Annotated in this window: 12 protein-coding genes and 1 tRNA gene; 6 read left to right on the top strand and 7 right to left on the bottom strand. The window is 67.0% G+C overall.

The features are described from left to right. Positions 1 to 2: 2 nt before the first annotated feature. Positions 3 to 1,187 carry an acyl-CoA dehydrogenase family protein gene (locus P0Y52_01170; protein WEK58175.1) on the bottom strand — a complete coding sequence of 395 codons (1,185 nt, stop codon included), beginning with the start codon at positions 1,185 to 1,187 and terminating at the stop codon, positions 3 to 5. A gap of 128 nt (positions 1,188 to 1,315) precedes the next feature. Between P0Y52_01170 and P0Y52_01165 the strand changes: the two genes are divergently transcribed. Then, positions 1,316 to 1,849, top strand: coding sequence for a GNAT family acetyltransferase (locus P0Y52_01165; protein ID WEK58174.1), 534 nt, complete (start codon positions 1,316 to 1,318; stop codon positions 1,847 to 1,849). A gap of 12 nt (positions 1,850 to 1,861) precedes the next feature. On the opposite strand, the gene P0Y52_01160 is transcribed toward P0Y52_01165, so the two are convergent. Further along, positions 1,862 to 2,119 (bottom strand): Lrp/AsnC ligand binding domain-containing protein, encoded by a 258-nt coding sequence (locus tag P0Y52_01160; protein ID WEK58173.1) that lies wholly within the window; start codon positions 2,117 to 2,119, stop codon positions 1,862 to 1,864. A gap of 48 nt (positions 2,120 to 2,167) precedes the next feature. Here P0Y52_01160 and P0Y52_01155 point away from each other — a divergent pair, with 48 nt between their 5' ends. Next, positions 2,168 to 2,998 carry an alpha/beta hydrolase gene (locus tag P0Y52_01155; protein ID WEK58172.1) on the top strand — a complete coding sequence of 277 codons (831 nt, stop codon included), beginning with the start codon at positions 2,168 to 2,170 and terminating at the stop codon, positions 2,996 to 2,998. Between the two features lie 84 nt (positions 2,999 to 3,082). Continuing rightward, a complete protein-coding gene (locus P0Y52_01150; GenBank protein ID WEK58171.1) occupies positions 3,083 to 3,754 on the top strand; it encodes a bifunctional 4-hydroxy-2-oxoglutarate aldolase/2-dehydro-3-deoxy-phosphogluconate aldolase in 672 nt (223 codons plus the stop codon). A 266-nt stretch (positions 3,755 to 4,020) separates the two neighbouring features. On the opposite strand, the gene ppa is transcribed toward P0Y52_01150, so the two are convergent. Then, on the bottom strand, positions 4,021 to 4,578 hold the full coding sequence (ppa, locus tag P0Y52_01145; protein ID WEK58170.1) for an inorganic diphosphatase: 558 nt from the start codon (positions 4,576 to 4,578) through the stop codon (positions 4,021 to 4,023). Between the two features lie 139 nt (positions 4,579 to 4,717). Between ppa and P0Y52_01140 the strand changes: the two genes are divergently transcribed. Further along, a complete protein-coding gene (locus P0Y52_01140) occupies positions 4,718 to 5,404 on the top strand; it encodes a DUF599 family protein (protein ID WEK58169.1) in 687 nt (228 codons plus the stop codon). Between the two features lie 197 nt (positions 5,405 to 5,601). On the opposite strand, the gene P0Y52_01135 is transcribed toward P0Y52_01140, so the two are convergent. Then, on the bottom strand, positions 5,602 to 6,441 hold the full coding sequence (locus tag P0Y52_01135) for an N-formylglutamate amidohydrolase (protein WEK58168.1): 840 nt from the start codon (positions 6,439 to 6,441) through the stop codon (positions 5,602 to 5,604). A gap of 128 nt (positions 6,442 to 6,569) precedes the next feature. On the opposite strand from P0Y52_01135, the gene P0Y52_01130 reads away from it, so the two are divergent. Next, positions 6,570 to 6,926, top strand: coding sequence for a response regulator (locus P0Y52_01130; GenBank protein WEK58167.1), 357 nt, complete (start codon positions 6,570 to 6,572; stop codon positions 6,924 to 6,926). Between the two features lie 114 nt (positions 6,927 to 7,040). Beyond that, positions 7,041 to 7,115: transfer RNA gene (locus P0Y52_01125), tRNA-Val, on the top strand. Between the two features lie 10 nt (positions 7,116 to 7,125). On the opposite strand, the gene P0Y52_01120 is transcribed toward P0Y52_01125, so the two are convergent. The 3 genes from P0Y52_01120 to P0Y52_01110 form a co-directional block, all read right to left on the bottom strand. Beyond that, positions 7,126 to 7,338: a hypothetical protein gene (locus P0Y52_01120; GenBank protein ID WEK58166.1), complete on the bottom strand. Its 213-nt coding sequence runs from the start codon at positions 7,336 to 7,338 to the stop codon at positions 7,126 to 7,128. A 115-nt stretch (positions 7,339 to 7,453) separates the two neighbouring features. Beyond that, positions 7,454 to 12,004, bottom strand: a complete 4,551-nt coding sequence (locus tag P0Y52_01115; GenBank protein ID WEK58165.1) for an IPT/TIG domain-containing protein — start codon at positions 12,002 to 12,004, stop codon at positions 7,454 to 7,456. A 618-nt stretch (positions 12,005 to 12,622) separates the two neighbouring features. Continuing rightward, positions 12,623 to 13,375, bottom strand: a complete 753-nt coding sequence (locus P0Y52_01110; GenBank protein WEK58164.1) for an FCD domain-containing protein — start codon at positions 13,373 to 13,375, stop codon at positions 12,623 to 12,625. Between the last annotated feature and the right edge of the window lie 72 nt (positions 13,376 to 13,447).

Here is a 13,447-nt window from a genome sequence, read left to right as displayed (position 1 = left end):
GCTCAGGCTCCCGGCAGTTGCAGCAGGTGTTTGGCGATGATGTTCAGCTGAATTTCGCTGGTGCCGCCCTCGATGGAGTTGGCCTTGGTGCGCAGCCAGTCGCGGGCGGCTTGGCCCTCCTTCGAGCGCTCGCCCTCCCATTCCAGCGCGTCCGAACCGCCCGCCGCCATGGCCAATTCGTGGCGGCGCTTGTTCAGTTCGGAGCCGTAGTATTTCAGCATGGAGGCGATGGCCGGATGGGCCTGCTTGGCCTTCACCTGATCCCCCACCCGCTCCATGGCCAGACGGAAGGCGGCGGCGTCGATGTCGTAGTCGGCGATGCGGGCGCGCAAGAGCGGCTCGTCCAGCCGACCGGCCTCGTCCACCCCGAGCGCATCGGTCGCCACCTGGCCCAGGGGGCGGCCGACGCCGACATCGCCCATGGCGCCGATCATGGTCCGCTCGTGCGCCAGCAGGGCCTTGGCCACGTCCCAGCCGCGGTTCAGGGTCCCGATCAGGTTTTCCTTCTCGACCCGCACGTCGTCGAAGAAGGTCTCGCAGAAGGGCGACTTGCCGCTGATGAGCGTGATGGGACGGGTGCTGACGCCGGGCGTCGCCATGTCGAACAGGACGAAGCTGATGCCCAGGTGCTTGGGCGCCTCGGGGTCGGTGCGGACCAGACAGAAGATCCAGTCGGCCTGATCGGCGTAGGAGGTCCAGACCTTCTGGCCGTTGACGATCCAGTGGTCGCCGCGATCCTCCGCCCGCGTCTGGATCGAGGCCAGATCGGAGCCTGAACCCGGCTCGGAATAGCCCTGACACCAGCGAATCTCGCCGCGCACGATGGGCGGCAGGAAGCGCTGCTTCTGCTCCTCGGTGCCAAACGCCAGCAGGGCCGGGCCCAGCATCCAGATGCCGAAGCTGGCCAGAGGCATCTGCGCCTTGATGCGGCGCATCTCCGACGCCAGCACCTTGGCCTCTTCACGGGACAGGCCGCCGCCGCCGTAGGCGCTGGGCCATTCCGGCGCAGTCCAGCCGCGCGCCGCCATCCGCTCCATCCACAGCTTGTGGGCCGGGGTCTTGAAGACGGCGTTGCGGCCGCCCCAGACATAGTCCTCGTCGCCGTCGCGCGGGCCGCGCACTTCAGGCGGACAGTTGGCTTCCAGCCAGGCGCGCGTCTCGGCGCGGAACGTCTCCAGATCGGTCATCTGCGTGCCCTTGCTGCGTTTCCCTGAAGCGAGGCTAACAGCAATCCGTTGCGATTGGCTACGGTCTCCTGGGTGCGGAAACACCTTGGCTGTTCGAGCGTTGCTTCAGACCTGAGGGAGCCCGTTCCATGACCCTGTTGACCCGCATCGTCTTCGGCGGCGCCAGTCTGTTGCTGCTGCTTCTGGCGCTCGGCCTGGTCTTTCTGGGCGTCGGAGACGCCCTGCGGGCCGTGGTCAGCCCCGACCATTCAGGCGTGGACGCCCTGCTGGACGTGCTGGGCTATGTCATCGTCGCCATCGCCGTCTTCGACGTGGCCAAATACCTGTTCGAGGAAGAGGTCCAGCGTGACAAGGAGAAGCGCAGCGCCGCCGAGGCCCGGCGCAGCCTGACCAAGTTCCTGTCCACCATCGTCATCGCCGTCTTCCTGGAAGCCCTGGTCGTGGTGTTCAAGACGGCGCGCGAGGATGTGAGCCAGCTGATCTATCCCACCGCCCTGCTGGTCGCGGCCGTGGTCGTGCTGGTGGGCCTGGGCGTCTATCAGCGCTTCTCGGCCGCCGTCGAGCAGAAGGTGGGGGCCGAGGACGAAGCCGCTGACCGCGAAGACGCCGCCAGGGATCACCGCCCAGCGCGGCGCAAGCCGACGGGCAGCCCCCCGGCCTGAGGCTCGCCCGCCCTACTTCTTCGACGGCAGGAAGGGCGAGAAGGTGATGACGGTGAAGGTGTCGCGGATGTGCGGACGCGTCTGCACCTGCTTGGTCACAAAGGTCCCGATGTCGGCGTCTTTCGGCAGCTGAAACTTGGCCAGCAGGTCGTGCTGACCCGAGGTCGAGTAAACTTCCGACACGTTTTCAACGTTGTCGACCAGATCGGCGGCGACGTCGTTGGCGTAGCCCAACTCGCATTTGATGAAGACGAAAATGGCGGTCATCATGGTCGGAACCTCCCGTTCAAGCGGAGGTGCATAGCGGATGGAAACGGCATGGGTAAGGCTCCGGCGACACTGACGGCCCCTCCAGTCGACTTTGAGGCGGCCTACAACAATCGCGAACGCGTGCCGGGACACCCGGCGATCCTGAAACGATGGCGAGAGGATTCGGCCCGCGTCATCGACGCCCGCCGGCCCGAGACCGTCGAATACGGCCCCGGCGAGCGCCAGAAGATGGAGTGGTTCGACGCCGGATCGGGCGCGCCGACCGCCATCTTCATCCACGGCGGCTACTGGCAGGCGCTGGACCGGGCCTGGTTCGCCTGGGTCGCGCCCGCCCTGCTGGAGCATGGAATCAGCGTGGTCATTCCCGGCTACGACCTGGCCCCGACGGTCAAGGTGGGCGCCATCATCAGCCAGATGCGCCGGGCGACCGAGCTGGTGCGCGACCGCACCGGCAAGCGGCCTCTGATCTTTGGTCATTCGGCCGGCGGGCACATGGCGGCCTGTATGCTGTCCGAAGGCCGGGCGCGGGCGGCGCTGGCCATCTCGGGCGTGTTCGACATCGAGCCCCTGATCCACACCTCTTTGAACGAGGCTCTGGGGCTGGACGCCATGACGGCGCGCGCTCTGTCGCCGATCCACTGGCCCGCGCCCAACGGCGGGGCGCCGGGCGGGCGAACGCTGGACTGCTGGGTCGGCGGGGCGGAAAGCAACGAGTTCATCCGCCAGAGCCGCAGCATGGCTGCCGAGTGGGGCGGCAAGGGCGCCGACACCCATGTCGAGGTGCTGGACGGGCTGGACCACTTCACCATGCTGGACCCGCTGGCCGACAAGGACAGCCGCATGGTCAAGCGGCTGGTCACTCTGGCGACCGCCGAATAGGCGCCGCTTACCGGGATTGATCGGCCTTCCCTTGACGGGGAGGCCGTGACCCGCCGATCTGCGGGCCTACCCAAGGAGACCATCATGCGACATGACCGCCTCAGCGTCCTGACCGCCCTCGAAAGTCAGGGCGTGGTCCCGGTCTTCTATCACGCCGACCCGGAGGTCTGCGCCGAGGTGATCCGGGCCTGCGCCCGCGGCGGGGCCAAGGCCATCGAATTCACCAACCGCGGCGACTTCGCCTGGGAAACCTTCACCGCCCTGTCGAAGCAGTTCGCCCGGACCGACCCCGACATCATCATGGGTGTCGGCTCGATTCTGGACGCCCCGACGGCGGCCCTCTATCTGGCCTCCGGCGCGCGCTTCGTCATCAGCCCCTGCCTGATTCCCGAGGTGGCCCAGGTCTGCAACCGCCGTCAGGTCGCCTATTCGCCGGGCTGCGGCTCGGTGCGCGACATTTCGGAAGCGCAAAGCCTCGGCTGCGAGATCGTCAAGCTGTTCCCCGGCGCCGCGGTCGGCGGACCGGACTTCGTCAAGGCGGTGCTGGGTCCCATGCCCTGGACCAAGATCATGCCGACCGGCGGGGTGGACCCGGACGAGGCCTCCATCGCCAAATGGTTCGGATCGGGCATCGTGGCGGCGGGCATGGGCTCCAAGCTGATCACCGACGCGGCCATTCAGGCGAAGGACTGGGCCGGGATCGAGGCCAAGGTGCGCCAGACGGTCGAGGCGATTGCGGCCTTCCGAAACAAGTAGAGCCGCTTCTCCCTCCCCGTTCGGGGAGGGTGGTCGCGCAGCGACCGGGTGGGGAGGGCGCGGCGATCCGGACGCACGGACGCAGCGCTTGATTTGCCTGGCCGCCCCCACCCGTCTGACGCTTCGCGTCAGCCACCCTCCCCCAAGTGGGAGGGAGAAACTGCGCTCAAGCAGCGCGCGACCGCGTCGCGCGCGATAGCGCCCCAACAAAAAAGGCCCCGCCGGTCGAACCAGCGGGGCCTTCTTTATTCAGAACCGAAAGCGGATCAGGCGGCTTCGGCGGCGGCCTTGGCCAGCTTGGCCTGGTGGGCGGCCATGCCGGCGGCGATCAGCTCGGCGGCTTCGCCGGCGTCGCCCCAACCTTTGACCGTGACCGACTTGCCCTTCTCCAGGTCCTTGTAGCGGGTGAAGAAGTGCTCGATCTGCTCGATCAGGATGGCGGGCAGCTGACGATAGCTGGAAACCTCGGTGTAGTAGGGGTTCAGCTTGTCGACCGGCACGGCCAGGATCTTCTCGTCGCCGCCGGCTTCGTCGACCATCTTCAGCACGCCGATGGGGCGCGAACGGATGACGCAGCCCGGCACCACCGGGGTCGGGTTCAGCACGATGACGTCGCAGGGGTCGCCGTCGTCCGACAGGGTGTGCGGCACGAAGCCGTAGTTGCCCGGATAGTACATGGCGGTGTGCAGGAAGCGGTCGACGAACAGGGCGCCGGATTCCTTGTCCATCTCGTACTTCACCGGCAGGCCGCCTTGCGGGATCTCGATGATGACGTTGATGTCCCATGGCGCATTCGGGCCGACCGGAATGGCTTCGATGTTCATGTTACGCTCTTGTTGCAGGTGCGAACGGGGAGATTGGGGCGCGTGATAAGCTTTGCGTCGCCGAACAGCAAGCTTCAGGGCGGGCTTTCTGCGGCGTTCGCCCTTGCTCCATAGGCCCGACTGAAGGCATCAACAGGGCATGAGCCTGTTCGACTGGATCGCCCTCGCCCTCTTCTTCATCGCCTGGCTCGGCTATGGCCCGATCCTGGGACTGATCGCCCGGCGCAGCGGCTCGCTGAACGACGACATGCTGGTGGTCCGCGACAGCTGGATGACGGCCATGACCCATCGCGAGATGCGGTTGATCGACAGTCAGTTGATGGGGCACTCGATCAACTCGGCCTCCTTCTTCGCCTCGACCAACCTGCTGCTGATCGCGGCGGTCGCCGGTATCCTGTTCGGCGGCGAGAACGCCCTGCGCGGTTTCGCCGCCGTAGGCGCCGAGGCGGTGCCGGTGAAGATCCTGGAGGCCAAGCTGGCCCTGGTCCTGGTCTGTCTGGCGCGCGGCCTGCTCGACTTCATCTGGTCGCTGCGTCAGATGAACTACGCCCTGGCCCTGATCGGGGCCGCGCCCGAGATCCATTCCGAAACCGACAAGGTCGCCTATGGTCACGCCGTAGCGCGAGTGCTGAACCCGGCCCTGGGCGGTTTCAGCCAGGGGGTGCGAGGCTACTACTTCGCCCTGGCGGCGGCGGCCTGGCTGTTCGGGCCGCTGTGGCTCGCCCTGGGGGTGATTTCGGCCTTCGGGCTTCTGGTCTGGCGTCAGGCGGGATCGCCGGCGGCGCGGGCGGTGCGGGCGGCGCGGCGGCTGCTGGAACGCGGCTGAAAGACTCGACGTTCACGCCCCTGGCGAAGTTCGTAACAGCCTGTGATTGCGTCTGTGGCTTCTTCGCTTGAAATATTGTGCGCTGCAACCTAACTTGGCTTTCGACGCCTCCGGGCGTCATGCCCTTCCTGGGCGTTTCCTCCCTATAGACTTTATATGCCGCGCCTCCGGGCGCGGCTTTTTTTTGCCCTTCGCCGTCAGGCCGTGAAGTCGTCGCCCAGCGCCGCAATCACCCGGTTCAGCCCCGACTGACAGCGCCCCCAGCCGACCGAGGGGCGGTTCGCCGCCTCGTCCCAGTAAAGCCGCCGGTTCAGTTCGATCTGAATCGCCTGAAAGCCCTCGTCAGGTCGCCCCCAGACCTGGGTGGCGTAACCCCCCGCATAGGGCCGGTTCAGCGCCACACGCCAACCCAGAGCCTCAAACAAGACCCGCAGACGCCGCGTCAGACCCGTGGCGCAACTGGTCCCGTGACGATCGCCCAGCACCACGTCAGGCCCGTTCAGCCCCGTGGCGCGCGCAGGCATGGAATGCCAGTCGACCAGAGCGGCCCGCCCATGAGCCTGGCGCGCCGCCTGCATCTGCTCAGCCAGAGCCGCATGATAGGGGGCATGGACCCGCGCAATCCGCCCCCTCGCCTCCGCCAGCGTCAGGCGGCGGGCGTAGAGCGGCGTCCCGTCCCCGGCCAGACGCGGCACGACGCCGTATCCCGCCAGGGTCTTCAGGCCCGGCGGCGGCGCCTCGGGGACGTCGAGGATCAGGTCCGGGTCCAGTTCGTCCGGCGCGCGGTTCAGATCGACATAGGCCCGCCCGACGCACCCGGCGATCAGCACCGCCCCCGCCGCCGCACCGGAGGCCAGCAGCCGGTCCACCGCCGCATCCTCGGCGCTGCGCAACGACGCCTCCGACAAGCCCTCGGCCGCCCCCATGTCCTCGGGATAGAGGGCGCCCGAATGGGGCGAGGCGAAGACCAGCGGGGTGGCCCGCCCGGTCTGCGCGGGCGTCAGGCTGAAGGTCGCGTCGGTCGGCGCTGGGTTCATGGCTTGGCCATAGACTGATTTATCCCGGACCGCGCCCTCTACGCACTCGCCCCCAGGGTGATTTTCACGGCGAATTTACAGATGCAGGCCTAGGCTGGCCTTTGGTATTCCACGGATCTGATTTCCCTATGGCGCGTATTCTGCTGGCCGAAGACGACGGCTCGCTTCGAGGTTTCCTGACTCGGGCGCTGGAGCGCGCCGGTCACGCTGTGGTGGACTGCGAAAACGGCGACGACGCCATCGACGCTCTGGATCAGGGGCCCTACGATCTGCTGCTGACCGACATCGTCATGCCCGGCGCTGACGGGATCGAGGTCGCCCGCGTCGCTGCGGTGCGCCAGCCGGGCATCCGCATCATGTTCATCACCGGTTTCGCCGCCGTGGCCCTGTCGGCGGCCCAGGCCACGCCCCAGGCCAAGGTCCTGTCCAAACCCGTCCACCTGCGCGACCTGGTGAACGAGGTCGAACGCATGATCGCCGCCTAACGAAAAAATACGAAAAAAGAAGACACAAGCCTCTTGCGGCCCCCGCGAACTGCGGGTTATAGACGCCGCCTTCCCGCCCACCGACACATCAGTCGGACGGGCCGCAGAACAGGCGGACGCGTAGCTCAGCGGGAGAGCACTACGTTGACATCGTAGGGGTCACAGGTTCAATCCCTGTCGCGTCCACCATTCTTTTCCATCACTTTGTGATCAGTCGCCAGGCGGCGCTGGTCGGCGTCGTCCGACCGCGCGCCGGGTCGCCGACGTAGCGCACAGCCACGCCCGTCTTCGGCGGGACAGCGTATCGGGCGCTCGCCGTCTGTGGCGCTCTGGTTCGGTTGGTGCTGAGGTTCAGGCGATCGGTCACATCGACACGCATCACGGTGTCGCCGTCGTTCTGAGCCCAGGCCACTGAACCTGAGCCCAGGCGCCGTCGAGGCCAGCATGATGCTGGCGGCGCCCTCGAACCTGAGACGTCGGCCTCAAGGGCCGTTGGGGGCCGCGACGTCGCCGCGGCCCCATGGGGATCACCAGCCGTACTTCATCCCGATCTCGGCGCCGTGGCTGGTGCTGGCGTCACCGAGCGCGCCGCGATAGCCGAGGCTGAGCATGAGGCGGTCGCTCAGCGACCACTCCGCGCCCAGGTTCAGGTTGATCGCATTGCGCGACCAGGCGTTCAGCGGGACCAGATAGGTCGGGCTCGTGGCCCAGTCGGCGTAGCGTACGCCCTGAACCCCGATGTCCTCCAGCTCGTGCGACCATTCCACCCGCGCAGCAGGAACAAACCGGCCATAGCGGCGGCTGTCCAAGGTCCAGCGCCAGGAAGCGCCCAGATTGGCCGACAGGCTCTGTTGCCCGATCTCATCCCAGTCGAGGGCGGACAGGCCGCCGCTGGTCTCGGTGAAACCCTTCAGCGTGATGTCGCGTGCATCCAGGCGAGCATAGAAGTCGCTGGTCACACGCTCGCCTCGCAGCACACGACCGAAGGCGGCCGAGACGAAGCGCACCTCGCCGGAGCGATCGCCCTCAGCATAGCCGTCGGCCTGCCCTGCCAGGCCCTCGACCCATCGACGCGAGGTGAAGTCCAGGTCGGCATAGCCGAGCAAGCCGTCGACATAGAAGACGTCGGCAGGACGCCAGCTGGCGTAGAGAGCGCCGGTGAAGGCCTTGCCCTGGGTGAGCGAGCCCTGGTCCCCGATGCGGGTCTTGTCTTCACCATAGCCGACGCCGCCGCCGACAATCAGTTGATCCGAGACCTTGAGGTCCAGGCCCACAGTCGCGCCCTGCGTGGTGAAGCGGCTATCGCGCTGACCCGTCGCATCCTGACGGCCCCAGTCGACGGACCCGGAGGTCCACAGGCCGACCTCGGCGCCGGCGCCAGAGCCGGCCGCCGACTGAGCCGAAGCCGCGTTCAGACGGTCATCGCCTGCCGCCGCCGGGGCGGCGGTCTCGGTTCGACCGGCCCAGAGGTCCAGCCCCAGCATCTCGCGGTCGCGATCACCGCCCAGAGCGCCGGGGTCGAGGCTGCGGTCCCGACCCAGTTGACGGCGCAGGGCCTGCTGCGGATCGCGATCCGCCTCGGCGCCGTCCAGCCCCAGGTTCAGGCGCAGACCGTTGGACGAGCCATTGGTCCCGTCGTGCAGATCGCGCAGACGCTGCTGGAAGTTGTTGATCTGAGCATCAGCGAAGCGACGGGCGGCGGTGACCTGGCTGGTCGCCACCCCCCTCACCTCGGGATCCAGCGACGGATCCGGGCGCGCCTCGACCGTGACGGTCAGGGTGCTGTTGGTCGTGCCGGATGCGTTACTCAGGCTGTAGGTCACCACCGCTTCGCCCGAGAAGTCGCCGGTCGAGACGAAGGTCAGGTCATAGTCCTGGCCGACCTTGGCGATGGTCGCGGCGCCCGCCGACACGGGGGCCATCGAGACCACGGCCGCGCCGGTAAAGGGCCCGCCTTCGGCATCGCTGATCCGCACCGTCACCGGCACGCCTTGGAGGGTCTGGGCGACCAGAGCTTCCGCGACGGGCAGGGCGTTGGAGGTCAAGGACACCCGGCCCGCCGCCGAAGAGCCGAACGGCAGATCGACGACATAGTCGAACGTCGTCGTCCCGCCGTCGGGGCCGGGCGTGAAGACCAGGCTCAGCCCGTTCACCGTCGCGGCGCCGAAGGCCGGCGGACTGGTGACGCGAAGGGCCTGGAACGGCCCGCCGACCAGACCCGTGGTCGGGTTGAACGTCACCGAAGCGCCCGCGAGCACTGCGCCCGACAGATCCGGCGCCTTGCCCGCCACCTGGAAGGTGAAGGTCACGGGGGCGGAGTCGCCCCCCGGCCCATAGGCCACCACGGTGACAGTGTCCTCGCCCATGAAGTTGGCTGCGGGCGTATAGACCAGGCGATAGGTCGGCGCCGCCTTCGGACTGACTGAGCCGGTCGATTTCGCGCTCACCGCCGAAGCGTCCTCGACGACTTCCGCCGTGCCGAACAGGCTTGCGGCCGTGATGCGATAGCCGTCGATAATTCCCTGGCTTCCGGCGGCAAGGGTGACCGAGGTCGCGCCCGAGGCGCCGTTCGACGGCGGGACCACAACGGGCTGGGTCGGTTGATCAATGATCGGCGCCGCCGGCGTCGCCACCGTCAGCGACACCGTCGCCGGGGCCGACGTCCCGCCGGGACCTGTCGCGGTGACGGTGAAGTCGTCCTGACCGAAATAGCCCGTTGCGGGCGTATAGGTCACCACGTCGCCTGCGACGCTGGTCGCGCCGTGCGAAGGCGGGGTCGCCACCGCCAGGCTGGTGTAAACGCCCGTGATCGAAGCGCTCAGGTCAATCGCCGTCGGGGTGTTGTACGCCACTGCAGCCGCAGTTCCCGCAACGGTCGGGGCATCCGGCGTCGCCACCGTCAGCGACACCGTCGCCGGGGCCGACGTCCCGCCGGGACCGGTCGCTGTGACGGTGAAGTCGTCCTGACCGAAATAGCCCGTTGCGGGCGTATAGGTCACCACGTCGCCTGCGACGCTGGTCGCGCCGTGCGAAGGCGGGGTCGCCACCACCAGGCTGGTGTAAACGCCCGTGATCGAAGCGCTCAGGTCAATCGCCGTCGGGGTGTTGTACGCCACCGCAGCCGCAGTTCCCCCAACGGTCGGCGCACCCGGCGTCACCGTAATGGACACTGTCGCCGGGGCCGAAGTCCCGCCGGGACCTGTCGCCGTATAGGTGAAACTATCCGAGCCGACGTAACCGGACGCCGGCGTATAGGTGACGAGATCGCCCGACACCGTGGTCGAGCCATGTGTTGGGGCCGTCGCCACGGCGATGTCGGTATAGGAGCCGATGATAGACCCCTTCAGGTTGATCACGCCCGTCGCGTTGTAGCCGGCTACCAGGCTGGCATTCGCCGCCATCGGCGCACCGACATAGGTGAACGGATCCGCCGCCGAAGTCGCGCTGGTGCCGCCCGCCGTGGTCACGCGAATGTCCACCGTCCCAGTACCGGCCGGAGCCGTCGCCGTGATCTGGGTCGTGCTGTTGACCGTGAAGCCCGTCGCCGCCATCCCCCCGAAGGTCACCGCCGTCACCCCCGAGAAGTTCGTCCCGGTGATCGTCACCGTCGTGCCGCCCGTGGACGGGCCGCTGGTCGGCGTGATCGATGTCACCGTCGGCGCCGCCAGATAGGTGAACTGGTCCGCCGCCGAGATCGCGCTGGTCCCGCCAGCCGTGGTCACGCGAATATCCACCGTACCCGTGCCAGCCGGAGCCGTCGCCGTGATCTGGGTCGCGCTATTGACCGTGAAGCCCGTCGCCGCAGTCGCCCCAAAGGTCACCGCCGTCGCGCCGGAGAAGCTCGTCCCGGTGATGATCACGCTCGTCCCGCCCGTGGACGGCCCTGCCGTCGGCGAGACCGACGTCACCGTCGGCGCACCGACATAGGTGAACGGATCCGCCGCCGAGGTCGCGCTGGTGCCGCCCGCCGTGGTCACGCGCACGTCCACCGCGCCAATCCCCCCCGGCGACATCGCAACAATCATGGTCTCGCTGAAGATCGCAAAGCCGGTGGTCGACACCTCCCCGAATCTCACCCCCGTCGCGCCCGAGAAATTGGTCCCGGTAATGATCACGCTGGTCCCCCCCGCGGTCGGACCGCTGCTCGGCGAGATCGCCGTCACCGTCGGCACAGCCAGGTAGGTGAACTGATCCGCCGCCGAGGTCGCGCTGGTTCCGCCCGTCGTCGAGACGCGCACGTCCACCGGCCCTCCCGCGCTCGCCGGGGCTATCGCCGTGATCTGCGTCTCGCTGTCGACGGTGAAATTCATCGCCGGCGTATCGCCGAACCTCACCCCCGTCACGTCCGAAAAGTCTGTTCCGGTAATGACCACGCTCGCCCCCCCCGCGGCCAGACCGCTGCTCGGCGTGATCGACGTCACCGTCGGCGCCGTCAGATAGGTGAACTGATCTGCGGGCGAGGTCGCGCTGGTCACGCCCTGCGCCGTAACAACAACGTCCACGGTTCCCGAGCCCGCCGGCGCCGTCGCCGTGATCTGGCTCAAGCCGTTGACCGTGAAGCTGACCGCCGGCGCCCCGCCGAAGCTAACCGCCGTCACGCCCGAAAAATTGCTCCCGAGAATGTAAACCCCTGTGCCGCCTGCGGCTAAGCCCTTGTTCGGCGTGATCGCCGTCACGACAGGCTTGTCGTCATTGCGGATGGTCCCGACGCCCTGGTCGTCCCCCATGAGGGCGTTGATGGGGGTGTCTAGATTGACGAAGAAGGTTTCGTCGGCTTCGAGCTTGGTGTCGCCGCGGACGGGGACAGTCACTGTTTTCTGCGTCTCCCCAGAGCCGAAGGTCAGGAAGCCTAAGATCGACTCATAGTCGCCGCTCTGCACGGTCGCCGAGCCGTCGGCCGTGCTGAAGTTGACACCGACGAGTTGCTGGCTGGGGTGCGACAGACTGACGGTGAACCTGAAGTTGGTAACGCCATCATCGCCTTCCTCTTGGGTGACGTCGCTGATCGACACGGTCGGCGGGCCGTCTACATGGCAGGTCAGCGTGATGTTGACGACGCCGTCGCCGAACGACGCCAAGCCACCCGTTTGAGCACGCCTAGCCAGACTAACGACAAATTTATCATCAGGTTGGACGGAATTGAACACGAATGAACCGCTGCCGTTTTCGGTCCGATTGTCGATGACCGTATCCGACGACGCCAGTTTCGTCTGCCCGTTCTGCGTGTAGAAGATGGACAGAAAGCCGGACATATAGTTCCCGCTCCAAGAGTAGGTGACCCTCTCGCCATTCGCGATAGCCATTGGGGCGGTGCTTTTCTCCGTCCCGCCGGTTACATCCAGGACGAAGTTTCCGCCCATCGAATTGATCGCAATGCAACCTGGGGATTGCGCCGTCGCTGCAGAGGGGGCGACCATGGACGCCAGGGCGATCAGAAGCATCAGCAGGACACGCGCCGCCTGCCCCGTCTTCGTCATCAATGAACAGGCTGCGGCCATCACGCGGCCCGGCACCGCCTGGATCTTCGACATAGTTTAACTCCCCGATGCCGACGCGTGTTCACGGGCGCCAGCCTGTAGGGGGCTTGAATGAAGGGGAGTTATTGACCGGACGTAAACAGCAAAGCTTGGAGTGAAGACGCTTTGGATGGGCGCTGATCGACGACGCCGTCCAGCCGGCGTCCATGGCTTTCCCGCCTAGGATCGATCGATTTTGACATCCACAGGACGGTCCAGGTCGATGCCCGCCAGGTCATAGCCTCGTCGGAAGTCCATGATGTGGCGTTCCATCCACCCGCGCAGGGCCTGGGCGTCCCCCGCCCGCATCGCCTGAACGATCGCACGATGCGCCTCGACGATGCGTCGAGGAGAGCGTTCGCGCGTCGTCGGATGACTGAACAGCTTTTCGAGCGAGGGATAGAAGAGCAGGGAGACAGGCTCGCGCGACATCAGGAGCACCCGGTTATGCGTGGCCTCGGCTATGAGGGCGTGGAAAGCGACATCCAGAGCAATGATCGACCGCCCTTCGGCCTGCGCCGTCTGCATGGCCCCCAGGTTGGCTTCGAGCTTTTCAATCAGGGCTTCATCGACAAGCGGCGCGACCAGTTCGGCGGCGCAGATCTCCAGCCGCAGCGCCACCTCCCACAACTCGCGGAAGGTCACACCCTGCATCAACAAGGCGCGTGAACCGCGCGGCGCCAGTTCTTCATGATGCGGCAGGGCGGCGTGCAGGCGCCGACCGGCCTCACGCCTGACCAGCCCGCCCTGTTCCAGGGCCCGCATGCCTTCACGGACGGTGTGTCGGGTGACGCCGAACTGCTCCGCCAGTTCCGTCTCGGTTGGAAGCGGCGCGCCGGTGGCGATCCGGCCGCTGAGGATCTCTTCCTCCAGCGCGCGATGCACCGCCTCATAGGCCCGAGGGATTGTCAGGCGTTTCAACTGATTTGCCATCTAGACTCTCTTTGTCCAACAATCCAACAATAGACTAGCAGAAGGCGCCGCCTTCCCCAAACCGCTTTGAGC

Source organism: Candidatus Brevundimonas phytovorans (genome assembly GCA_029203145.1).
Taxonomy (GTDB): domain Bacteria; phylum Pseudomonadota; class Alphaproteobacteria; order Caulobacterales; family Caulobacteraceae; genus Brevundimonas; species Brevundimonas phytovorans.
The sequence above is the reverse complement of the archived record's forward strand: the minus strand, read 5'-3'. Positions and strand labels throughout refer to the sequence as shown.